The organism is Ruegeria sp. AD5 (assembly GCF_056542345.1).
In genome coordinates this window covers 490,920-511,760 of record NZ_JBQFZR010000002.1, presented here as the reverse complement: position 1 = coordinate 511,760, position 20,841 = coordinate 490,920, and the positions used below count along the sequence as shown (strand labels likewise).

At 56.4% G+C, this 20,841-nt stretch carries 21 protein-coding genes; 12 read left to right on the top strand and 9 right to left on the bottom strand.

Annotation, left to right across the window (positions count from 1 at the left end; genetic code table 11):
* Nucleotides 1-22: 22 nt before the first annotated feature.
* Genes lpxD through ACR0JG_RS11100 form a run of 3 tightly spaced genes read left to right on the top strand, consistent with a single transcriptional unit; the run spans nucleotide 23 to nucleotide 2,621 of the window.
* On the top strand, nucleotides 23-1,114 hold the full coding sequence (lpxD, locus tag ACR0JG_RS11110) for a UDP-3-O-(3-hydroxymyristoyl)glucosamine N-acyltransferase (protein WP_480569734.1): 1,092 nt from the start codon (nucleotides 23-25) through the stop codon (nucleotides 1,112-1,114).
* Between the two features lie 32 nt (nucleotides 1,115-1,146).
* Nucleotides 1,147-1,404, top strand: coding sequence for an acyl carrier protein (locus ACR0JG_RS11105; protein WP_170393043.1), 258 nt, complete (start codon nucleotides 1,147-1,149; stop codon nucleotides 1,402-1,404).
* An 8-nt stretch (nucleotides 1,405-1,412) separates the two neighbouring features.
* Complete coding sequence (locus ACR0JG_RS11100; RefSeq protein WP_170405821.1) at nucleotides 1,413-2,621, top strand: beta-ketoacyl-[acyl-carrier-protein] synthase family protein; 1,209 nt, start codon at nucleotides 1,413-1,415, stop codon at nucleotides 2,619-2,621.
* A 52-nt stretch (nucleotides 2,622-2,673) separates the two neighbouring features.
* On the opposite strand, the gene ACR0JG_RS11095 is transcribed toward ACR0JG_RS11100, so the two are convergent.
* Nucleotides 2,674-3,273: an invasion associated locus B family protein gene (locus tag ACR0JG_RS11095; RefSeq protein ID WP_170393045.1), complete on the bottom strand. Its 600-nt coding sequence runs from the start codon at nucleotides 3,271-3,273 to the stop codon at nucleotides 2,674-2,676.
* A gap of 441 nt (nucleotides 3,274-3,714) precedes the next feature.
* Here ACR0JG_RS11095 and ACR0JG_RS11090 point away from each other — a divergent pair, with 441 nt between their 5' ends.
* Complete coding sequence (locus tag ACR0JG_RS11090) at nucleotides 3,715-5,262, top strand: helicase HerA-like domain-containing protein (protein ID WP_170662586.1); 1,548 nt, start codon at nucleotides 3,715-3,717, stop codon at nucleotides 5,260-5,262.
* A gap of 45 nt (nucleotides 5,263-5,307) precedes the next feature.
* On the opposite strand, the gene ACR0JG_RS11085 is transcribed toward ACR0JG_RS11090, so the two are convergent.
* From ACR0JG_RS11085 to ACR0JG_RS11060, 6 genes are all read right to left on the bottom strand, one after another.
* Nucleotides 5,308-5,520 carry a hypothetical protein gene (locus ACR0JG_RS11085; RefSeq protein WP_480438555.1) on the bottom strand — a complete coding sequence of 71 codons (213 nt, stop codon included), beginning with the start codon at nucleotides 5,518-5,520 and terminating at the stop codon, nucleotides 5,308-5,310.
* Nucleotides 5,521-5,747: 227 nt separating this feature from the next.
* Nucleotides 5,748-7,061 carry a branched-chain amino acid ABC transporter permease gene (locus ACR0JG_RS11080; RefSeq protein WP_170393048.1) on the bottom strand — a complete coding sequence of 438 codons (1,314 nt, stop codon included), beginning with the start codon at nucleotides 7,059-7,061 and terminating at the stop codon, nucleotides 5,748-5,750.
* Entirely contained in the window at nucleotides 7,058-8,068 is a 1,011-nt protein-coding gene (locus ACR0JG_RS11075) for a branched-chain amino acid ABC transporter permease (RefSeq protein ID WP_170393049.1), read from the bottom strand. Before ACR0JG_RS11075 ends, ACR0JG_RS11080 begins: the two co-directional genes overlap by 4 nt.
* 85 nt (nucleotides 8,069-8,153) lie before the next feature.
* Nucleotides 8,154-8,984, bottom strand: a complete 831-nt coding sequence (locus ACR0JG_RS11070; protein WP_170509856.1) for an ABC transporter ATP-binding protein — start codon at nucleotides 8,982-8,984, stop codon at nucleotides 8,154-8,156.
* The gene (locus ACR0JG_RS11065; RefSeq protein ID WP_170562704.1) at nucleotides 8,981-9,769 is read right to left on the bottom strand and encodes an ABC transporter ATP-binding protein; all 789 of its coding nucleotides are present in this window, start codon (nucleotides 9,767-9,769) and stop codon (nucleotides 8,981-8,983) included. The genes ACR0JG_RS11070 and ACR0JG_RS11065 overlap by 4 nt, the downstream gene beginning before the upstream one ends.
* Before the next feature lie 125 nt (nucleotides 9,770-9,894).
* Complete coding sequence (locus tag ACR0JG_RS11060; RefSeq protein WP_170393052.1) at nucleotides 9,895-11,076, bottom strand: ABC transporter substrate-binding protein; 1,182 nt, start codon at nucleotides 11,074-11,076, stop codon at nucleotides 9,895-9,897.
* A gap of 170 nt (nucleotides 11,077-11,246) precedes the next feature.
* Here ACR0JG_RS11060 and ACR0JG_RS11055 point away from each other — a divergent pair, with 170 nt between their 5' ends.
* On the top strand, nucleotides 11,247-12,341 hold the full coding sequence (locus ACR0JG_RS11055; protein ID WP_480569729.1) for a PQQ-dependent sugar dehydrogenase: 1,095 nt from the start codon (nucleotides 11,247-11,249) through the stop codon (nucleotides 12,339-12,341).
* Nucleotides 12,342-12,429: 88 nt separating this feature from the next.
* Nucleotides 12,430-12,957 (top strand): GNAT family N-acetyltransferase, encoded by a 528-nt coding sequence (locus ACR0JG_RS11050; RefSeq protein ID WP_480569726.1) that lies wholly within the window; start codon nucleotides 12,430-12,432, stop codon nucleotides 12,955-12,957.
* Between the two features lie 20 nt (nucleotides 12,958-12,977).
* Here ACR0JG_RS11050 and ACR0JG_RS11045 read toward each other — a convergent pair whose 3' ends face one another.
* Nucleotides 12,978-13,982, bottom strand: a complete 1,005-nt coding sequence (locus ACR0JG_RS11045; protein ID WP_170393055.1) for a GlxA family transcriptional regulator — start codon at nucleotides 13,980-13,982, stop codon at nucleotides 12,978-12,980.
* 169 nt (nucleotides 13,983-14,151) lie between these two features.
* Here ACR0JG_RS11045 and ACR0JG_RS11040 point away from each other — a divergent pair, with 169 nt between their 5' ends.
* The gene (locus ACR0JG_RS11040) at nucleotides 14,152-15,522 is read left to right on the top strand and encodes a class II 3-deoxy-7-phosphoheptulonate synthase (RefSeq protein WP_170393056.1); all 1,371 of its coding nucleotides are present in this window, start codon (nucleotides 14,152-14,154) and stop codon (nucleotides 15,520-15,522) included.
* Nucleotides 15,523-15,577: 55 nt separating this feature from the next.
* Here ACR0JG_RS11040 and ACR0JG_RS11035 read toward each other — a convergent pair whose 3' ends face one another.
* The gene (locus tag ACR0JG_RS11035) at nucleotides 15,578-16,249 is read right to left on the bottom strand and encodes a PAS domain-containing protein (protein ID WP_480569723.1); all 672 of its coding nucleotides are present in this window, start codon (nucleotides 16,247-16,249) and stop codon (nucleotides 15,578-15,580) included.
* A 232-nt stretch (nucleotides 16,250-16,481) separates the two neighbouring features.
* Here ACR0JG_RS11035 and ACR0JG_RS11030 point away from each other — a divergent pair, with 232 nt between their 5' ends.
* From ACR0JG_RS11030 to ACR0JG_RS11010, 5 genes are all read left to right on the top strand, one after another.
* On the top strand, nucleotides 16,482-17,372 hold the full coding sequence (locus ACR0JG_RS11030) for a YicC/YloC family endoribonuclease (protein WP_170393692.1): 891 nt from the start codon (nucleotides 16,482-16,484) through the stop codon (nucleotides 17,370-17,372).
* Between the two features lie 15 nt (nucleotides 17,373-17,387).
* Nucleotides 17,388-18,029, top strand: coding sequence for a guanylate kinase (gene gmk, locus ACR0JG_RS11025; protein WP_170393058.1), 642 nt, complete (start codon nucleotides 17,388-17,390; stop codon nucleotides 18,027-18,029).
* The gene (locus tag ACR0JG_RS11020) at nucleotides 18,026-18,547 is read left to right on the top strand and encodes a gamma carbonic anhydrase family protein (protein WP_480569720.1); all 522 of its coding nucleotides are present in this window, start codon (nucleotides 18,026-18,028) and stop codon (nucleotides 18,545-18,547) included. Before gmk ends, ACR0JG_RS11020 begins: the two co-directional genes overlap by 4 nt.
* Before the next feature lie 6 nt (nucleotides 18,548-18,553).
* Nucleotides 18,554-19,585: an ATP-binding protein gene (locus ACR0JG_RS11015; protein WP_170393060.1), complete on the top strand. Its 1,032-nt coding sequence runs from the start codon at nucleotides 18,554-18,556 to the stop codon at nucleotides 19,583-19,585.
* Nucleotides 19,586-19,766: 181 nt separating this feature from the next.
* Nucleotides 19,767-20,807 (top strand): substrate-binding domain-containing protein, encoded by a 1,041-nt coding sequence (locus ACR0JG_RS11010; RefSeq protein WP_170393061.1) that lies wholly within the window; start codon nucleotides 19,767-19,769, stop codon nucleotides 20,805-20,807.
* Nucleotides 20,808-20,841 lie beyond the last annotated feature (34 nt).

Sequence of the window (20,841 nt, the reverse complement as noted above, 5' to 3'; positions counted from 1 at the left end):
TCCCGCCACGAGGACGCCCGACATGCAGTTTACTGTTCAACAAATCGCCGATTCCCTGGGGGTCGTCGCAGAAGGCCAGACTGGCCTGACCATCTTGCGGGCAGCCGAGCCAGGAGATGCCGGGCCAACCGATCTGGCCATGGCGATGTCGCCAAAATATGCTGAAGACTTGGAGACCGGTGCAGCACGGGCCGCGGTTTTGTGGGATGGCGCGGACTGGAAAGCACTGGGGCTTGAGGCCGCCATTTTTGTGCAACGCCCCCGCATGGCGATGGCAGGGATCACCGCGATGCTGGATCGCGGGCAGGGGATTGCGCCGGGAATTCATCCATCGGCTGTCATTGATGAAACCGCCGAGATCGGGGTCGACGTATCGGTCGGCCCGCTTGCTGTTATCGGTGCGCGCTCGCGCGTCGGCGCGGGTTCGGTTATCGGCGCGCATTGCGTGATCGGTATGGATGCGTCGCTTGGAGAAAACGCTCTGCTGCGCGAAATGGTCAGCATCGGTGCGCGGGCTCAAATCGGTGATCGCTTTATCGCGCAGCCGGGTGCCCGTATCGGCGGGGACGGTTTCAGCTATGTCACACCAGAAGTCTCGGGTGCCGAAAATGCGCGGAAAACTCTGGGTGATCAGGGGGATGCAAAGGCGCAAAGCTGGTTGCGCATCCATTCGCTTGGTGCGGTCGAGATTGGCGATGACGTCGAGGTCGGCTCGAACTGCACTGTCGACAACGGGACCATACGCAATACTGTAATCGGAAGTGGATCGAAACTGGATAATCTTGTCCACGTGGGACACAACACCCGAGTCGGGCAGGATTGTTTGTTATGTGGGCAAACCGGCGTTTCTGGTTCGGTCGAGATTGGTAATAACGTAGTACTGGGTGGTCAGACTGGTGTTGTCGATAATATTTTCATAGGTGATGGCGTGATTGCCGGTGGCGGCACCAAGATTCTGTCAAATGTTCCTGCTGGTCGCGTGATCATGGGCTACCCGGGCATTAAAATGGAAAGCCATACCGAGATATATAAAGCCCAACGTCGTCTGCCCCGATTGTCGCGCGACGTCGAGGCGTTGAAAAAGGCTGTTTTCAAACAGCCTTCAAGTGATTAAATCATCCCCAAGGCGAAAATCAGGGGATCGAGATGAGCATCAGCGACCGCGTCATAGCAATCATTGCCGAACAGGCCGTGCTTGAGCCTTCGGATGTGACGCCTGACAGTACGCTCGAAGAATTGGGCATCGATAGCCTGGGTCTTGTTGAGAGTATCTTTGCCATTGAGGAAGAGTTCGATATCACCGTGCCCTTCAACGCAAACGAGCCCACATCCGGCGATTTCGACATTTCGAATGTGACAGCGATCATTGCGGGTATCGAAAAACTCGTATCGGAAAAGGTCTGACCGCCGGTATGAAACGCGTCGTCATTACGGGTGCTGGCACCATTAATGCGTTGGGCCATTCCGTCCCCGACACTCTGGAAGCCATGCGCGAGGGTCGTTGTGGTATCTCCGAGCTTGAGTTTCGTGATGTGGATCGCCTGTCGATCAAGATCGGTGGTCAAGTCCGGGGTTTTGAGGCCGAAGGCCGTTTCAACCGCCAACAGATGACGCTGTATGATCGGTTCACGCAGTTCACGTTAACCGCCGCCAAAGAAGCGATCGATCAATCCGGCATCGTATTCTCGGGTGACACAGCCGCGCGGTCGGGGGTGGTGCTGGGAACGGCCGGTGGTGGCGTCTCCACCTGGGATGACAACTACCGCTCGGTTTACGAGGATGGCAAAAATCGCGTGCATCCTTTTGTCGTGCCCAAGCTGATGAACAACGCGGCGGCCAGCCACGTTTCGATGGAGCACAACCTAAAAGGCCCTAGCTTTACAGTATCAACAGCGTGTGCGTCCTCGAACCATGCAATGGCGCAGGCATTTCAGATGGTGCGCAGCGGGGCAGCGCCCGCAATGGTGACCGGTGGGTCCGAGTCGATGCTGTGCTTTGGTGGCGTCAAGGCATGGGAAGGGCTTCGCGTCATGTCAAAAGATGCCTGTCGGCCCTTTAGCGCAAACCGAAACGGGATGGTGCAAGGCGAAGGTGCGGGTGTTTTTGTGTTCGAAGAATACGAACACGCGCGCGCGCGCGGAGCAGATATCATGTGCGAGGTCGTGGGCTTCGCCATGTCCTCGGACGCGGCCGACATAGTTATGCCGAGCAAACAGGGTGCAGCACGGGCCATGGCCGGGGCGCTATCGGATGCACGGCTGAATGCAAGCGATGTGGGTTACATAAATGCCCATGGGACCGGCACGGCTGCAAATGACAAAACCGAATGTGCAGCCGTTGCTGGTGTGTTTGGTCCGCACGCCGACGATCTGATGATTTCGTCAACAAAGTCCATGCACGGACACCTGATCGGCGGTACCGGCGCAGTTGAGCTATTAGCCTGTATCATGGCCCTGCGCGACGGGGTGATCGCCCCGACCATTGGCTATGAAGAGCCCGACCCCGAATGCGCGCTGGATGTGGTGCCAAACGAGGCGCGTGAGGCAAAAGTTAATGTCGCCCTTAGCAATGCTTTCGCCTTTGGTGGGCTGAACGCCGTTCTTGCGTTGAAGCGTATATGAAGAAGCCGCCGTGTTATCACGGCGGCTTTCTTATTCGATGCTTTTGCGGGGCTTAGTTTATGGAAACGTTCAGTCCGTCAAAGCCTGCTGTGAAGCCAGACAAAGACATGTCCATATTCAGAACCTGATCTGGCAGGCGCGCAGGAACCAGCGACAGCACTGCCTTTTGGCCTGATTTCATCGCGTCGATATCACCCTGTGTCAAACCCAGTTGCGCCACGCAGCCAACTGGAATGCAGTGGTGATAATTGTAAAGCTTGCGCGGTGCCCCATCGATCGACATAGCCAATTGCGCCTGCAGCAGGGTTTCGAGCGGTACAACAACATTCGCCCAAGCAACAGCGGCACCGCCTTCGGGCAGTTTTCCGATCGAAACTTCGGCAATCGGATCACCCTGTTGGTTATTGAGGATCTGAACCATCGCGCAGGGATCGTCTTCGCCTTCGGTTTTGATGCAGGAAATATTCCATTCACCCGTTTGTTCTTTGACGTATTGCTCGCCAACACGGGGACCGGATTCACCCAGATCCAGATCGCTGCCAACTTCGGCTTCAGCACCGGCTTCAGGTTGCTGTGTGGTTTCCTGCGCAAATGCTGTTCCGCACAAAAGTGCTGCGGCCGCCACATTAAAAGGGACAAGTTTCCTGATCATGAATGCCTCATCTAACTGATCCAGTTTTTTGTTTCCTCTATCACCGCAATTCAGTGGTGTCAGGGTAAATCCGAATTCCAGACCGGGAATTGATCGTTTTTTGCCGAAATGCGTGGGAAACACCGCGATCTGCAACGAAAAAGGGAGCCGGTGGAGCGGCTCCCTTCCTGAATATTTTCTCCCCGTCGGACTGGCCGACTTAGTTATGCGCAGACGTTACGAAAGGGGAACCCGTTGGTCAACTCCTAACCCTAAAAAACTATTCTTGCGTCTTTCGGTTTTCGTAGAATTTAAAAAAAAGCCGTGCCCAAAGGCACGGCCAGTCGACAGGGAGGAAGTTTGCCCCCGCAGCCAAGCCACGAGAAGCAACATTTACTCTCGCAGCGAAAGGTTAACTTTGTATGCTTGCAGCAGATCGGTAGAACTCGGGACAGATTTTCAATGGACAACAAGATCTTCGTAGGCGGTGGTGGCGACGGCTATTCAGTGGCACAGGGGCTGTCGCTGAAATATGCGAACCGCCATGGCCTGATTGCTGGTGCGACCGGTACGGGCAAAACGGTTACGCTGCAAATTCTGGCTGAGGGCTTCTCACAGGCGGGGGTTCCAGTGTTTCTGGCCGATGTGAAAGGTGACTTGTCTGGGCTGGCGCTGCCTGGAAGCGAAACCCACAAATTACACCAGGCTTTTTTGGATCGGGCCGAGAAGATCGGGTTCGGCACATTCTCTTACGCCGCGTGTCCAGTCACGTTCTGGGATCTGTTTGGCGAGCAGGGGCATCCGGTCCGAACCACAGTGACAGAGATGGGCCCACTGCTACTATCGCGACTGATGGAGCTGAGCGAGGCGCAGGAAGGCATTCTGAACATCGCCTTTCGGGTCGCAGACGAAGAAGGCATGCCGCTGCTCGACCTGAAAGACCTGCAGGCATTGCTGGTCTGGATAGGCGAGAATCGCGCCCAACTATCGCTGCGCTATGGCAATGTCTCGACATCTTCGATCGGTGCTATTCAACGCCGCTTGCTGGTTCTGGAAAATCAGGGCGGTACCAATCTGTTTGGCGAGCCTGCGTTGGACCTGGCCGACCTGATGCGGACAGATGCGAACGGGCAGGGGATGGTGAACATTCTGGCCTCTGACAAGCTGATGGGCTCTCCGCGCCTATACGCGACTTTCCTGTTGTGGCTGCTTAGCGAATTGTTTGAAGAACTGCCCGAAGTGGGGGACCCTGAAAAACCGAAGCTGGTGTTCTTCTTTGACGAAGCGCACTTGCTGTTCGAGGACGCTCCCAAGGTGCTGGTGGACAAGGTCGAGCAGGTGGCGCGCCTGATCCGATCAAAGGGCGTTGGCGTTTATTTCATCTCGCAGAATCCGGCAGACATCCCGGAAGATATTTTGGGTCAGCTGGGCAACCGGGTCCAACATGCGCTGCGGGCCTTCACAGCGCGCGACCGCAAGAATCTGCGACTTGCTGCTGAGACCTATCGTGAAAACCCAGCTTTCGATACTGAGACCGCAATCCGAGAGGTGGGCGTGGGCGAGGCCGTGACGTCGATGCTGCAAAAGAAGGGTGTACCGGGCGTGGTCGAGCGCACTTTGATCCGGCCACCGGGCTCCCAACTTGGTCCGATTACCAAAGCTGAGCGTCAGTCGGTGATCAAAGCTTCGCCGATGGATGCAAAATACGGCAAGCGTATCGACCGCAAATCGGCGTTTGAGATTCTGCAGGCGCGCGCGGATGCCGCTGCGAATGCGGCGGAACAGGCGGAATCCGACGAAGTTCTGGAACAGCAGAGCCCGGCAGAACGCGAATACGCTTCGGCCCGAAGATATTCGGGCAATCGCGTTGGGCGATCGTCATCTCGTCTTTCGCGCAAAAAGGATACCTTCGCCACAGCCATGAGCGAGGCCGTGATCAAAGAACTGAAAGGAACAACTGGCCGCCGCATCGTCAGGGGCATACTGGGCGGCTTGTTCCGCAATCGCTAGAATCCGGAGTGCGGCGCGCGCCGAACCAGTCGCGCGCCCATATTGTTATCGATTAAGCCGGCGCAGGCCTTCCTGTCTGCAATAATTATCCGCCTCGGGCACCGACATTTTGGTGGCCGGAAAATCGATTGCGCGGTCCCAGGTGACGCGGTCCTGGCGGTAAAGCTGACAGGTCACAACACCTTTGGGCGTCTGGACCTTGACCGGGGTGGTCTCCAATTGTTCGGGTGAGGGAATACACGCTGATAGCGTTGCCATCAGCGGGATCCCGATTGCGAAAACTCTGAGTGGTTTAATCATTGCGACTACGGTGCTCTCATCTTGGTTAACTGTCAGATCGTTACAACTCCGCACCAAACAAACATGGTATGGGGCACAGCGCGATGTGGTGGATCACGATACACCGATTTAGAGCGTTCTGACTCGCCGCACAATAAAACGCACCGATTAACGGTGCGTTAGGGGAATTTCGCAAGAAATTTTGCTTATTTCTCGGGGATCAGCCCTCTTGGACTGAATCTGAGAACAATCAAAAGAATCAGCCCCATGGTGAACAGGCGCATATGTGCGGCGCTATCGATCAGATGCGTCTTAAGTGCGCTGCCGTCAGGCATGCCTGAGGTTATCAGGTTCATCAGCCACAGGCCCATGGGTTCAACCTGAACCCACAGGAACCAGATCAGGAACGCTCCCAGTACGGCTCCGAAATTGTTGCCCGACCCGCCGACGATCACCATGACCCAGACAAGGAAGGTAAAGCGAAGCGGGTTGTAAGTGCCCGGCGTCAGCTGCCCGTCCAAAGTGGTCATCATCGCACCGGCGATGCCGCAGATGGCCGAGCCCAGCACGAAGATCTGCAGATGGCGGCGGGTGACATCCTTGCCCATCGCCTCGGCGGCAACCTCATTGTCGCGGATGGCGCGCATCATGCGGCCCCAAGGGCTTTTCAACGCCATCTGAGCCATCCACAGCAGCACCAGGAGCACGATCAGGAACAGCAAAGAGTAGCCCAGCTTGACGGAAAGCGTCGAGGCTGTAACCGGATCCAGCCCAAACCACTCGGCCCTTGCAAGGAAAGATGGGTCTTGCTGCAATTCAACTTCGTAGCCAACCACCGGTGAGGGACGTGGAATGCCGTAGACGTTCTTGACACCACGTGCCAGCCAGTCCTCGTTTTTCATGACGGCGATGATGATCTCGGCGATACCAAGTGTGGCAATTGCCAAATAGTCCGAGCGCAGGCCCAGCGCCGTTTTTCCGATCAGCCATGCTGCGCCCGCCGCCAAAAGTCCCCCGGCAGGCCAAGCGAATAGGACAGGAAGGTTCAAACCGCCGATATTACCAGCGACAGCAGGATCAATCGCTTCGATCGCAGCTACGTTGGGATCAAAAATTGCGCGGTAAACAAAAAAACCTACGACCAGAATACCGATGATCGCAAAGGTTTGTGTGCGTCCCTTGGGCATTTTTTTGGCCACCATCACAGCTGCAACTACGGTTGCCGCACCCATCAAAAGCGACAGGATGACGCCATACCCGCCACCAGACCAGGCGCCGGGGGTTGGGGGTGTCGAAACCAGCACAACCGCTAACCCGCCCAGCGCGACAAAGCCCATGACTCCAACGTTGAAGAGGCCAGCAAAGCCCCATTGCAGGTTGACGCCAATCGACATGATGGCCGAGATCAAGCCCATGTTCAGGATCAGGATTGCGGCGTTCCAGCTTTGGGTGAATCCGGTCAACAGGATGAGTGCGCCGACGACCACGAAAAGCAGCGTGTTTTTGACGGGTTCGCTCATATCACTTTTCCTTTGAACAAGCCGGTTGGCTTAAACAGAAGTACGATCAGCAAAATGGCAAAGCTGACAGCGAATTTGTAATCGGTGGACAGGAACTGCACCAAACCTGACGGCTCCAGATTTTCAGGTGCCAGATAAGTCAGCACTTTCTTCCACGCGTAGGTGATCGTCACCTCAGAAAACGCGATGATGAAACCGCCTGCGATGGCTCCCAGAGGGTTTCCGAGGCCACCCACAATAGCCGAGGCAAAGATCGGCAGCAAAAGCTGGAAATAGACAAATGGCTTGAAGCTTTTGTCGAGGCCGTAAAGCACGCCCGCAGTGGTCGCCAGCGCGGCAACGATGATCCATGTGATCATCACCACGCGCTCGGGGTTGATACCGGACAGCAACGCAAGATCCTCATTGTCAGAATAGGCCCGCATCGATTTGCCAGTGCGCGTTTTGTTCAGGAACCAGAACAACAGCGCCACGGCGACAACCGCGACGATCACCGTGATGCCCTGGGAGGTCTTGATTGCCAGCCCTTCACGCAGCCCAGTCATCGCCTTGAAATCTCGCGCCGAGACGATGAAACGCGCTCCGTCCGAGAACCTCTGGTCATCCGGACCGATGATGAAACGAACCAGCCCGTTCATGATGAACATCACGCCCATCGAGACGATCACCAGAATGACAGGCTTGGCCTTCTGTTCCCGATAGAAGCGATAGACCAACCGGTCGGTGATCAGCACCAGAACGATACAGCCCAGAATGGCAAAGGGCAGGGCGAGCAGAGCCGTTGGCAACGGCCCGAAACTGACGCCTGCGGCTTGCAGGCCCCAAGTGACCAGCACCGCGATCATCGCGCCAAAGGCCATCGTATCGCCATGGGCAAAGTTCGAAAACCGCAGGATGCCGTAGATCAGCGTCACCCCCAAAGCGCCCAGCGCCAACTGACTGCCATAGGCGATTGCGGGAACAAGAACGAAGTTGGAGAGCGCCACAAGGGCGTTGAGGAAGTCCATTAGTTCGTTACCTCATTTTCCAAGTTCGTACGTCTTTTCGACCTGATTTCAGAGTGATCAAACTCGAGAGTAGCTGTCACTGGCGTCATCCCCCCAAGAAACTCTTGCGAACTTCTGGATCGGCCAGCAGTTCCTTGCCCGTGCCGGTATAGGCATTGCGCCCCTGAACCAGCACATATCCCTTGTCGGCGATCTCGAGCGCCTGACGGGCGTTTTGCTCGACCATCAAGATCGGCAGCCCGGTTCGGGAAACCTCGATGATCCGGTCAAACAGCTCATCCATTACGATGGGTGAGACACCCGCGGTGGGTTCGTCCAGCATCAGCACCTTGGGCTGGGTCATCAGCGCGCGGCCCACGGCAACCTGTTGGCGTTGGCCGCCTGACAGCTCTCCGGCGGCCTGATTGCGTTTGTCGCGGAGAATGGGGAAGAGGTCATAGACCTGCTCCATCGTATCCGAGAAATCGTCACGACGGATGAAGGCGCCCATCTCAAGGTTCTCTTCCACCGTCATCGACGTAAAAATGTTCGAGGTCTGCGGGACAAAGCCCATGCCGCGTACCACGCGGTCTTGCGGGCTGAGATTGGTGATATCTTCGCCATCCAGCCGCACAGACCCTTGGCGTACGTCCAGCATGCCAAACACAGCCTTCATTGCGGTGGATTTGCCCGCGCCGTTGGGGCCGACGATCACCGCGATCTCGCCCTTATCAACGGCGATGGTGCAGTCATGCAGGATGTCCGGCCCTTTGCCATAGCCACCAGTCATGGTGTCGCCAATCAGGAAAGGACCGCCCTCGACCCGATGCGTTTCACCGCTTTTGCGATGTGCTGGAGTCATGGTGCCGACACCATGCGTATTAGTGATCGAAGCGTCCTTGTTGCCCTTGTCGTCCTGGTAGGGGTTGTCGCTCATACGCCCGCCTCCAGCTTGTCTTTGTTCTTCAGGCCGGTGCCTAGGTAAGCTTCGATCACGTGCTCATTGGCCTTGATCTCGTCCAGAGTACCTTCGGCAAGCACCTTGCCCTCGGCCATGCATATGACCGGGTCGCAAATCTTGCCAATGAAATCCATGTCGTGCTCGATAACGACGAAGGTATAGCCGCGTTCCTTGTTCAGGCGCAGGATCGTGTCGGCGATGGTCATCAGCAGGGTGCGGTTCACACCAGCGCCGACCTCGTCCAAAAACACGATCTTGGCATCGACCATCATGGTTCGGCCAAGTTCCAGCAGCTTCTTCTGACCGCCCGAGACCTGACCGGCCTTGTGATCGGCGAGATGTTCGATTGTCAGGAATTCCAGCACCTCATCGGCTTTCGCCCTAAGTGCACGTTCCTCATCCGCGATACGCTTACGCCCGAACCATGTGTTCCACAGCGATTCTCCGGATTGTGCGCCGGGCACCATCATCAGGTTTTCACGGCAGCTCATCGACGAAAACTCATGCGCGATCTGGAAGGTGCGCAGCAGGCCTTTATGAAACAGCTCATGCGGGGGCAGGCCAGTGATATCCTCACCGTCCATGTGTACCTTACCGCTAGTCGGTGGAAGTACGCCCGCGATCACGTTGAATAGCGTGGTTTTTCCGGCCCCGTTCGGTCCGATCAGACCGGTGATCGAGCCCTTTTGGATTTCCAGCGATGCCCCGTCCACCGCATGAAACCCGCCGAAATGCTTGTGCACGTCATCGACGACGATCATCTTTTCCCCTAGCCGCCGTTTTCGGCGTTTTTACCATCCCCGTTAACCGGAGTGCGGCCTTTTTTCATTGAAACAGCCCGGACACAAGGGCCGGGCTGCTTGTTTTTATGACTTTTAACCTTGGATCAACGGAAGTTGACGGTCTTGTTTTCGCCGTCGGTCACCTCGATCTCGCGATAGGAACCTGCGCTTTCACCAGGGCCGATCAGCTCAACGCCCGATGCGCCGACATAATCGATGTCCTGACCGGCAGCCAACAGCTCCAGACCTTTAGCCAGTTCTCCGGGGAAGATTTGCTCACCCGGAGCATTGGCGACATCCATGATTTTCGCGCCGTATTCAGCGGGGTTGGTCGAACCTGCGGCCTGCATCGCCAGCATGAACAGCGCGGCGGCGTCATAGCTTTCCGGCGAGTAGGGCGACGAACCGTCAAAGCCCGCAGCTTCAGCCATGGCAAAGTACTTCTCGGCACCTTCACCGCCCGAGCCAGCGATCTGACCGAACGAGCCGTTCAGGTCGGGACCAACGTTTGCCGGCAGCGAGTCACCGATCATGCCGCCCGGCAGACCGAACGTGTCAAACGCTCCGCTGTCCAGAGCCGACTGGATGATGCCCAAACCACCTTGGTCCAGATATCCTGCGACCACGAGAATATCGCCACCGGCCGAGGCCAGCGCGCCAACTTCGGCCGAATAGTCGGCCTTGCCGTCTTCGTGCGCGGCAACGATGGTGACTTCGCCACCCGAAGCTTCGAACGAGGATTGGATCGCGTCCGCCAGACCCTTGCCGTAGTCATTGTTGGTGTATGTCAGAGCAATCGAGCTGATGCCACGGTCATTCAGGATGTCTGCCATTACCTGACCTTCACGCGCATCCGACGGCGCGGTGCGGAAGAACAGGCCGTTGTCTTCCATGGTCGACAGACCCGGAGACGTGGCCGACGGCGAGATCATGACCATGCCGTTCGGGATTGCGACGTTTTGCAGGATCGCGCCAGTGACGCCCGAGCAGTCGCCGCCGATGATACCGGCAACGCCATCGGCAATCATACGTTCGCCGTTCGAGGTGGCCAGACCATTGTCGATACAGCCGGTATCGGCGCGGGTTCCGGTCACGCTTGCGCCGTCCAGCAGTTTGCCGGATTCGGTGACCTCGGCCATCGCCATTTCAGCGCCCGAACCCATGGCCGGGGCCAGCGATTCAATCGGGCCTGTAAAGCCGAACAGCACGCCCAGCTTCACGTCCTCGGCCATAGCGGTACCCGCCAGCAGAGCGGTTGCTGCAGTAGCGGTAAGCAGCTTTTTCATTAGGTTACTCCCTATTTATCGTTTGAACGTCGTCGTTCTGGGCATGACCCTAGGCAAGCTGTCCGAAAAAGAAAAGTCCTAACAAAAAAGTGCTTTTGAAAGCAGCAATCCTATCTGTTTTGTTAGGTTAGGTCAGTTTGTTGCGGTGCACCACTAGGGATTGGGTCGATATGATCAGGACTTTTGCGATTCTCATTCTGTCGTGCTGGTCGATTGCAGGCTGGTCCGATGTCATCAACACAACCGGCGGGCCGGTTCAGGTTACTCAGGTGGTTAGAGGCCTTGATACACCTTGGGCGATTGGCATTCTTACGGATGGCAGCTTTGTTGTCACTGAGCGAGATGGCGAGCTTTTGTACGTTGCCGGAGGTGAGGCGAAGCGCATCAAGGGTCTGCCAAAAGTGGTCGCGAACGGGCAGGGCGGTCTGCTAGATGTCACCATCGCGCGTGACTTTAATCAGACCCGCGAGCTTTTTCTGACTTTCTCCAAATCGCAACGAGGCGGTGCAGGCACCGCTGTCGCTGTCGCTCGTTTATCGGAAAACGGAGAACGTCTAACCAATCTGCGCGTGATATTCGAGGCCTCTCCCGGTGGCTCCGGCGGGCGCCACTTTGGCTCTCGTGTCGTTGAAGCGAATGATGGCACGTTGTTCGTCACTATCGGTGACCGAGGTGATCGCCCGGCTGCGCAGGATCGTTCGAACCACATGGGAACGGTCATTCGGATCAACCGTGATGGTTCAGTTCCCAGTGATAACCCGTTTGTGGGCAATCCCGGTGTCCGCCCCGAGATCTGGTCGTTTGGTCACAGAAACCCTCAGGGTGCCAATTTGGATCAGCAGGGCCGGCTTTGGGTTTCGGAACACGGGGCAAAAGGCGGGGATGAGGTTAATCTGATCAGACCCGGTGCCAATTATGGCTGGCCAGTGATTTCGTATGGCGTTCATTATTCGGGTCAGAAGATCGGTGAAGGCACGTCGAAGCAAGGAATGGAACAGCCCGAGTATTATTGGGATCCTTCCATCGCACCCTCTGGCTTGATGGTCTATTCCGGGAAACTTTGGCCGGAATGGAAGGGGAATCTATTCGTTGGCTCTTTGAAATTCGACTACATTGCACGTTTGGCGGGCGATCCACTGCGTGAGGCTGAGCAGATCGAAGGCCCCGAGACCGAACGTGTTCGCGACATCGCCGAAGCACCAGATGGGTCGATCTGGTTCATTTCCGTCGGGCAAGGCGCGGTTTACCGAATGACGCCCCTCTGACGGTATAAAACGGGGTTAGGGCGTTTGCATCTATGCCATTCGGTCACGGTGTATCTGTTCCGGGCTTCAGTGTGATCAGGAGATTTGAATGTGTGATTTTGCAATCGAGCTTTGTGAAACAATGCCGCCAAAGCGCGAACTGAATACGATCCTGGCACAATATTATGCGCTTATCGTGCAACGAATGCAGGATATGGGCTTTGAGATTGATCCAGCAGCCCCCGAAAGCGCATTGGCGGAGTTTTGGGCGCATACAGAGGATTACCTACCCCCGAATGGATGTCTTGTGGTGGCGCGAAACGATGCCGGAGACATCATTGGATGTGGGATGCTGAAACGATTTGATCACCAAACCGGTGAACTTAAGCGAGTTTTTGTGACCGAGGAGGCACGGGGAACCGGTGCCGGGCGTGCCTTGATCGAAGCCCGGGAACAGGCCGCGCGTGATATGGGTTTGAAACGCCTCATCGCCGATACGCTTACACCGAATGTCGAAATGCGCGACCTGTACCCCAAACTTGGTTTTGTTGAACTGGACTCACCAATCGAAACCACGACCTATCTGGATCAACCGATGTTACGGCCGCACCTGCACTACTTTGCGAAAGATTTGTAAGGTTTCCCTGCGGCCGTGAATCAAACAGACAACCGACCGCTCTGTGCACCGCGTTCGCGATAAGGCGTGGTGTTGTAATGCGCCCGGTAGCATTTGGAGAAATGCGACGGGCTGGCAAAGCCGCAAGCCAGCGCCACATTGATGACGCTCATATCGGTCTGCATCAGCAAGTTCCGCGCTTTGTGTAGGCGCAACTCCATATAGTAGCGCTTGGGCGAGCGGCTTAGATAGCGGCGGAACAGACGTTCTAGCTGGCGCGTCGACATGCCTACGTCCTTGGCTAGAATAGAAGGCGAGATTGGCTCTTCTATGTTCTTTTCCATCATCAGGATAACCTGACTGAGCTTGGGGTGGCGCACGCCGATCCGTGTAGGTGTCGACAAACGTTGCGTGTCCTGATCCGTACGTATCGAAGAATAGATCATCTGATCAGCGACCGCGTTGGCCAGGTCTTCTCCGTAGTCTTCGGCAATCAGCTTGAGCATCAGGTCAATCGAGGATGTGCCGCCTGCAGTTGTCATTCGGTTGCCATCAACCAAAAACACCGACTTGGTCAGCTCTACTGTGTCGAATTCTTCGGCGAAACTGTCTGAGTTTTCCCAATGGATCGTAGCGCGCTTGCCTTCCAGCAAACCGGCTTTGGCCAGCGTATAGGCCGCGGTGCAAAGACCGCCGATTTTCAACCCTTTACGCGCTTCGCGGCGTACCCAGTTCAGGATGCGTTTGGTGGTTGCCGCTTGTACATCGACCCCCCCGCAGATCAGGACGACGTCGTCACGCTGCAATTCGGTCAGATCAGAATCAAGATTGAAAGAAGTACCGGCTGAACAAGTCACTGTTTCACCGCCTTCGCCCGTCAAGGTCCAGGTATAAAGCTCTCGGTTGGCCATTCGATTGGCGATCCGCAGACTGTCCAAAGCCGAAGCGAATGACAAAAGGGAAAACTTGTCCAAAAGCACAAATACAAAGTTATGCGGCTTGCCTGTGCTATGATCCACAGTGACAACTTGGCGTTGCTCTTGCATGGCGAACTGTCCTTGATTCGGCGCGCACCGGGGTTTTCACGGTGGCGGATATGCCAGTCACCATGCTCAAAGCTTGATTATGGCGTCAAGAGGCGCAAAAGGGATATGGCCTCTCATTCATGCTTTTTGTATAGAGGCCACCTGAAATACTTCAGCGGAGATAAAAGCTATGACTGAATGGCAAAAAACGAACTGGCGCAACAAGCCCCGGGTTCAGATGCCAGACTATACCGACGCGGCCGCGCTGGCCAAAGTCGAGGCGCAGCTTTCGCAGTATCCCCCGCTGGTTTTTGCGGGTGAAGCGCGACGGCTGAAGCAGCATCTGGGAGCCGCGGGCCGTGGCGAAGCGTTCCTGTTGCAAGGCGGGGATTGCGCTGAAAGCTTTGAGCAGTTCAGCGCGGATGCGATCCGTGACACGTTCAAGGTGATGCTGCAGATGGCAATGGTGCTAACCTACGGCGCCAAGGTTCCCGTGGTTAAAGTTGGCCGCATGGCGGGCCAGTTTGCAAAACCGCGCAGTGCACCGACTGAGGTTGTGGACGGTGTGGAGTTGCCCAGCTACCGCGGTGACATCATCAATGAGCTGGCCTTTACACCCGAGGCACGCATTCCGAATCCCGACAAGATGCTTCAGGCATATACACAGGCGGCGGCTACACTGAACCTGCTGCGGGCGTTCTCGACCGGTGGTTTTGCGGATATGAGCCACGTGCATTCGTGGACGCTGGGTTTTGCCGACGGGCAAGACGTTCAGAAATACTCTGAGATCGCCGACCGCATTCAGGATTCGATTGACTTCATGGGGGCTGCAGGCATCACCGCCGACACCACCCACGAATTCTCATCGGTGGAGTTTTACACCAGCCACGAGAGCCTGTTGCTTGAGTACGAAGAGGCGTTGACCCGTCTGGATTCGACCTCGGGCAATTGGTTGGCCGGTTCCGGGCACATGATCTGGATCGGCGATCGGACCCGTCAGCCCGACGGTGCGCATGTCGAGTTCTGCCGGGGTGTTCTGAACCCGATTGGTCTGAAATGCGGCCCGACAACCAGTGCCGAAGACCTCAAGGTTCTGATGTCCAAGTTGAATCCCGAAAACGAAGAGGGGCGTCTGACTCTGATCGCGCGCTTTGGTGCAGGTAAAGCGGGTGAGCATCTGCCGCGTCTAGTCAAAGCCGTGAAGGAAGAGGGCGCACAGGTTACTTGGGTCTGCGATCCGATGCATGGCAACACGATCAAATCCGCGACCGGCTACAAGACCCGGCCGTTTGATTCCGTGCTGCGCGAAGTACGCGATTTCTTTGGCGTACATCAGGCTGAAGGCACGATCCCTGGTGGTGTTCATTTCGAGATGACAGGGCTGGATGTCACCGAATGCACCGGAGGTGTGCGCGCGGTGACCGAAGAGGATCTTTCGGATCGCTATCACACAGCTTGTGACCCGCGCCTGAACGCCTCGCAGTCGCTGGAACTTGCATTCCTTGTCGCGGAAGAACTGACCAACCTACGTCGTGACCGCAGCAAGCGCGCTGCAAGCTGACTTCGAATACATCCTGAATTAGTAAGACGGCGGACCTCATGCCCGCCGTTTTCATTTAGTCGTCACGTGATGATACCAACCTTAAGTGCGGTACCCCTTTGAACGTGGTCTGGTCTTCAGCGAACCCCTCTGCTTGCTGTTGGACAGGCCTCGGAGGCTGTTGCAAATCAGAGATCGTGTTGACGCGGCGATCCGAGACGATGAAGCGACGCGGTGTCGACCCGATGGTTCCGTCGCTGATCATGACCCCAAGAATGCGGCTGACGTCGCCCAGATCGCTTTTAAGCGGCAGCAGGATCATGCGGGCCTGAAGGCTGGTTCGTCCGAGCTTGCCTTTCGAAAGCAAGCCCAGTTCAGCAACTGCGGGGCCGGTGAGGACTTGGCCCAGAATGGATTTGACATCATCGCGGGCGCTCGGTTCGAAAAAAGCCGTTAGAGGCATACCGCGAACTTCCATGCCCGCCAGATTGTTCAGGTGACTTCCCGCCAGCCGAAACCGGGCCAAACCCGGCGCGATGCGTTCCAGTATGAAAGTGTATTCGAGAACATTCTCCAGGCCGCGCGGATCGATCTGCGAGCGCATCGGAACGCCTTCACCTGTCAGCAAGGCGGTCCAATAGGCTTCGGCCTGACGGATGGGAGAAAGGCTTCGCCCGCTGTCAAATCGGTCCATTGCGATGATCTTTCCAAGTTCTGAGCCGGAACCAGTCCCGAAAAAGGTTTTCATTTCATCACCCTACCGTCAATCACTCGCGATTTTCCTAAAATGCCATCTAATGGGCAAAGCTGCGATCCGCCAGCTTTTCTGACTGTCAGATTGACACGGGTTAATACAATTTTGGAGCAATTCTTTAACGAATGGTTAACCTCTTGGCATTGATTGGGGAATGAGCAAGGTCTTGCCCCTTGCTGGTCAATGGCATTAGGTGCGACCAGTGAATTTGACGGAAAGGGCAGGCATGATCAAATCCATGACCGGTTTCGCCTCGGGCAAGGGGGCGTTTGGTCCCCATAGCTGGACTTGGGAATTGCGCAGCGTCAATGGCAAGGGGCTGGATTTGCGACTGCGGCTCCCCGATTGGTTGACAGGGCTAGAGGCCGCGCTGAGAGGCGATCTGTCGAAGCAGGTCAACCGAGGGAACATCACGCTGTCCCTTCGGATGGGACGGGAAGAATCCGCCGCGGATGTCCGATTGAACACCCCAGCGATGGAAGCTGCGCTGGATGCACTGGCCCAGACCGAAGCGCTTGCAGGCGCGCGGGGCGTATTGTTGGCACCGTCCAAAGCAAGTGATCTTCTTGCGTTGAAAGGGATGTTGGAAGCCGGAGCTGACGCGGATGATCCAGCCCAACTTGTCGAGCACCTGAAATCTGAGTTCGGTGGCTTGCTTGCTTCATTCATTGAGATGCGCGGTTCCGAAGGTGAAGCTCTGTCAGGCATTCTTGCGGGACAACTCGACCAAGTCGCAAAGTTGACGGATCAGGCCGCTGATCTGGCCGAGCGTCGCCGCGAGGAAATGGCGCAAAACATGCGCGAAAATCTGACGCGCGTTCTCGACAATACGCAAGGTGCGGACCCTGATCGTGTTGCACAAGAACTGGCCCTGATCGCGGTCAAGGCCGATATTACCGAAGAAATTGACCGGTTGAAGGCCCATGTCACTGCGGCGCGTTCCCTTTTAACGCAAGACGGCCCGGTTGGGCGTAAGCTGGATTTCCTGATGCAGGAGTTCAATCGTGAGGCCAATACGCTTTGCTCGAAATCGCAGAATGCCGAACTGACGGCGGTTGGGTTGGAGCTGAAAGCGGTCATCGATCAGATGCGCGAGCAAGTGCAGAACGTGGAATAAGGACGGGAACATCATATGGCGGATCGCCGCGGTCTATTAATCATACTGTCCTCGCCTTCGGGCGCAGGTAAATCCACTCTGGCCCGCCGTTTGATGCAATGGGATGTCGGTTTGGAATTCTCGATCTCGGCCACCACCCGTGCTCCGCGCCCGGGTGAGGAGCATGGCCGGGAGTATTACTTCCTATCCGAGGACGAGTTCAAACAGCAGGTGGCGGATGGGCAGATGCTGGAACACGCGCATGTGTTCGGCAACTTCTACGGCTCTCCTGCTGGACCGGTCCGCGAGTCCATCACACAGGGGCGCGATGTGCTTTTTGATGTCGATTGGCAGGGAGAAGTGCAGATCCGCAATTCGGATCTGGGCAAGCATGCGTTGTCGATTTTCATCCTCCCGCCCTCGATCCGCGAGCTTCGGCGCAGGCTGGAAGGGCGTGGGCAGGACAGTGAGGATGTGATCGCCAAGCGCATGTTGAAAAGCTGGGATGAGATCAGCCATTGGGGCTACTACGACTATGTTCTGATCAACGATGATTTGGATACCACCGAGGAAAAGCTGAAGACCATCGTCAGCGCAGAACGCATGCGTCGCATCCAACAGCCCAGCCTGCAGAACCACATCCGCTCGTTGCAGACCGAGTTCGAGGGCTTGTCGTGACCATCTATGCTTTGGGCGATGACTCGCCGCAAATTCACGAAGACACCTGGGCAGCCCCCGACGCCAACTTGATCGGCAAAGTAGTCCTGGAACAAGGCGCTTCGGTCTGGTTCGGGTGCACCATCCGGGCCGATCACGAAGAAATCCGTGTGGGCGCAGGCAGCAATGTGCAGGAAAACTGCGTGATGCACATCGATGCGGGCTATCCGCTGACCATTGGGAAGAACTGCACAATTGGTCACAAGGTCATGCTGCATGGTTGCACGATCGGAGACAATACGCTGATCGGTATGGGGGCTATCGTTCTAAACGGGGCGAAGATTGGAAAGAACTGTCTGATCGGGGCGGGGGCGCTGATCACCGAAGGCAAAGAGGTTCCCGATAATTCGTTGGTCATGGGCTCGCCGGGCAAAGTTGTGCGGCAGCTTGATGAGGCGGCGGCCCAGAAACTAACGCTGAGTGCGCTGCACTATCAGGACAACATGCGTAAGTTTCGCCAAACATTGCGTCCGGTCTAAACGCGCATGACGGATACCCTGCTTGCCGAATTGGTTTCAGCCATTCCGATGCCCGCCGTGCTGGTCGGTCAGACCGAGCGTATTGTCGCCGCAAATAGCGAGGCGCGGACGCTTTTGGGGCACGCAATCGAAGGCAGGCATTTTGCCACAATCCTGCGCCAGCCTCAGGTCATCGATGCCGTCGAACAATGCCTGCGCTCGAAGCAGCCCGGCAAAGCGCGGCATCTGTCCAATGATGGTGCTCAGGATACGACGTTTGAGGTGCAGTGCAGATTCGTCGGCGGGACCGAGGCGGTATTGGCGGTATTTCAGGATATCACGCATCTGGAACAGGCCGGTCAGATGCGGCGCGATTTCGTGGCCAATGTCAGCCATGAATTGCGCACGCCGCTAACGGCTTTGATGGGGTTTATCGAAACATTGCGAGGCCCCGCCCGCGACGACACCGCCGCCCGCGACCGCTTTCTTCAGATCATGGCGGATGAGGCCAATCGGATGAACCGGCTTGTGGGGGATTTGCTGTCGCTCAATCGGGTGGAAAGTGAAGAACGGGTCAGACCTAAAGAGCCATTGGAACTGACAGGCCTGATTCAATCGACCTTAAACACTCTGCGACCGCTGGCGGATGATGCCAGTGTTGTTGTTTCGTTGGATGCCCCAAACGAGTCGATCGAGATGGTCGGAGACAGCGATCAGCTTCGTCAGGTGATAACCAATCTCGTTGAAAACGCGATCAAATACGGGGGCAGCGGTGGCAAGGTCGGTGTGGTCGTAACCCTGTCTGAGCGGGATACGGCGATGCGCGGTCCTGCGGTACGGATCAAGATCATTGATCAAGGGCCCGGTATTGATGCCAAACACCTGCCCAGGTTGACCGAAAGGTTCTATCGCGCAGACAGTCACCGCTCGCGCGAGTTGGGCGGAACCGGACTGGGGCTTGCGATCGTGAAGCATATCGTCAATCGCCATCGGGGCAGGTTGCGTGTGGAAAGTGAACCGGGGCAGGGAGCGACGTTTACGGTCATTTTACCACGCTAAGGTCGTGCCAAACGCAGGCTTTACTAGGGTGACGCATCGTCAAGTTAAGAATTTCTGAGAAATTCATGAGTTGTCATGAAACCGTTACATACCTGTCACAAAAGGCTTACGCAGGCGTCATAGTGCTGCGCTCAGATCATCATGGGGATGATCAGTACCCATCCTTTTCAAGGAGACTGAAATGTCCTTTGTAAAACTGTCGGCTTCTGCGCTGGCTATCGCTGCCGTCTCGGCAACCACTGCTGCTGCGCGTGACAACGTTCAAGTTGCTGGCTCTTCCACCGTTCTGCCTTATGCGTCAATCGTTGCAGAACTGTTCGGTGAAAATACCGACTTCCCCACACCGGTTGTTGAATCAGGCGGCTCGTCCGCCGGTCTGAAACGCTTCTGCGAAGGCGTCGGTGAAAACACGATCGACGTTGCAAACGCATCGCGTGCCATCCGTGAAAAAGAGATTAAAGCATGCGCCGAAAACGGTGTGACCGACATCATGGAAGTCCGCATCGGTTATGACGGCATCGTATTTGCAAGCCAGCAGTCGGGTCCTGCGTTCACGGCGTTTGAGCCTGCGGATATTTACAATGCCATCGGATCGAAAGTGATGAAAGATGGCGCGCTGGTCGACAACAGCTTCAACAGCTGGGCCGAGTTCAACGCTGACCTGCCGGATGTGGAAATCGCAATGTTCATCCCGGGCACCAAGCACGGTACCCGCGAAGTGTTCGAAGACAAGGTTCTGCTGGCAGGTTGCGAAGCGACGGGCGCGATGGAAGCCATGGTCGCGGGCGGCCTAAGCGAAGATGACGCCGAAGATGCATGCCTGGACGTGCGCACCGACGGCAAATCGGTCGATATCGACGGTGACTACACCGAAACTCTGGCCCGCATCGACACAAACACCAATGGTATCGGCGTGTTTGGTCTGGCGTTCTACGAGAACAACACCGACAAGCTGAAAGTGGCTACGATGGGTGGTATCGCACCGTCGACCGAGAGCATCGCGTCGGGTGAATACCCCGTCTCGCGCCCGCTGTTTTTCTACGTCAAGAAAGCGCATATCGGCGTGATCCCCGGTCTGAAAGAATACGCCCAGTTCTTCACTCATGAAGAAATTGCTGGTCCCTCGGGCCCGCTGGCCAACTACGGTCTGGTTGCCGATCCTGAACTGGCAAAAACGCAGGACGCGATTGCCAACGAAGTAACCTTGGGTTCGGGCAGCTAATCCCTCACCCCGATTGAATTGACTGGGGGCGGCG

Coding starts and splice junctions, on each gene's coding strand:
- lpxD (WP_480569734.1), top strand. CDS start 23: ATGCAGTTTACTGTTCAACAAATCGCCGATTCCCTGGGGGTCGTCGCA.
- ACR0JG_RS11105 (WP_170393043.1), top strand. CDS start 1,147: ATGAGCATCAGCGACCGCGTCATAGCAATCATTGCCGAACAGGCCGTG.
- ACR0JG_RS11100 (WP_170405821.1), top strand. CDS start 1,413: ATGAAACGCGTCGTCATTACGGGTGCTGGCACCATTAATGCGTTGGGC.
- ACR0JG_RS11095 (WP_170393045.1), bottom strand. CDS start 3,273: ATGATCAGGAAACTTGTCCCTTTTAATGTGGCGGCCGCAGCACTTTTG.
- ACR0JG_RS11090 (WP_170662586.1), top strand. CDS start 3,715: ATGGACAACAAGATCTTCGTAGGCGGTGGTGGCGACGGCTATTCAGTG.
- ACR0JG_RS11085 (WP_480438555.1), bottom strand. CDS start 5,520: ATGGCAACGCTATCAGCGTGTATTCCCTCACCCGAACAATTGGAGACC.
- ACR0JG_RS11080 (WP_170393048.1), bottom strand. CDS start 7,061: ATGAGCGAACCCGTCAAAAACACGCTGCTTTTCGTGGTCGTCGGCGCA.
- ACR0JG_RS11075 (WP_170393049.1), bottom strand. CDS start 8,068: ATGGACTTCCTCAACGCCCTTGTGGCGCTCTCCAACTTCGTTCTTGTT.
- ACR0JG_RS11070 (WP_170509856.1), bottom strand. CDS start 8,984: ATGAGCGACAACCCCTACCAGGACGACAAGGGCAACAAGGACGCTTCG.
- ACR0JG_RS11065 (WP_170562704.1), bottom strand. CDS start 9,769: ATGATCGTCGTCGATGACGTGCACAAGCATTTCGGCGGGTTTCATGCG.
- ACR0JG_RS11060 (WP_170393052.1), bottom strand. CDS start 11,076: ATGAAAAAGCTGCTTACCGCTACTGCAGCAACCGCTCTGCTGGCGGGT.
- ACR0JG_RS11055 (WP_480569729.1), top strand. CDS start 11,247: ATGATCAGGACTTTTGCGATTCTCATTCTGTCGTGCTGGTCGATTGCA.
- ACR0JG_RS11050 (WP_480569726.1), top strand. CDS start 12,430: ATGTGTGATTTTGCAATCGAGCTTTGTGAAACAATGCCGCCAAAGCGC.
- ACR0JG_RS11045 (WP_170393055.1), bottom strand. CDS start 13,982: ATGCAAGAGCAACGCCAAGTTGTCACTGTGGATCATAGCACAGGCAAG.
- ACR0JG_RS11040 (WP_170393056.1), top strand. CDS start 14,152: ATGACTGAATGGCAAAAAACGAACTGGCGCAACAAGCCCCGGGTTCAG.
- ACR0JG_RS11035 (WP_480569723.1), bottom strand. CDS start 16,249: ATGAAAACCTTTTTCGGGACTGGTTCCGGCTCAGAACTTGGAAAGATC.
- ACR0JG_RS11030 (WP_170393692.1), top strand. CDS start 16,482: ATGATCAAATCCATGACCGGTTTCGCCTCGGGCAAGGGGGCGTTTGGT.
- gmk (WP_170393058.1), top strand. CDS start 17,388: ATGGCGGATCGCCGCGGTCTATTAATCATACTGTCCTCGCCTTCGGGC.
- ACR0JG_RS11015 (WP_170393060.1), top strand. CDS start 18,554: ATGACGGATACCCTGCTTGCCGAATTGGTTTCAGCCATTCCGATGCCC.
- ACR0JG_RS11010 (WP_170393061.1), top strand. CDS start 19,767: ATGTCCTTTGTAAAACTGTCGGCTTCTGCGCTGGCTATCGCTGCCGTC.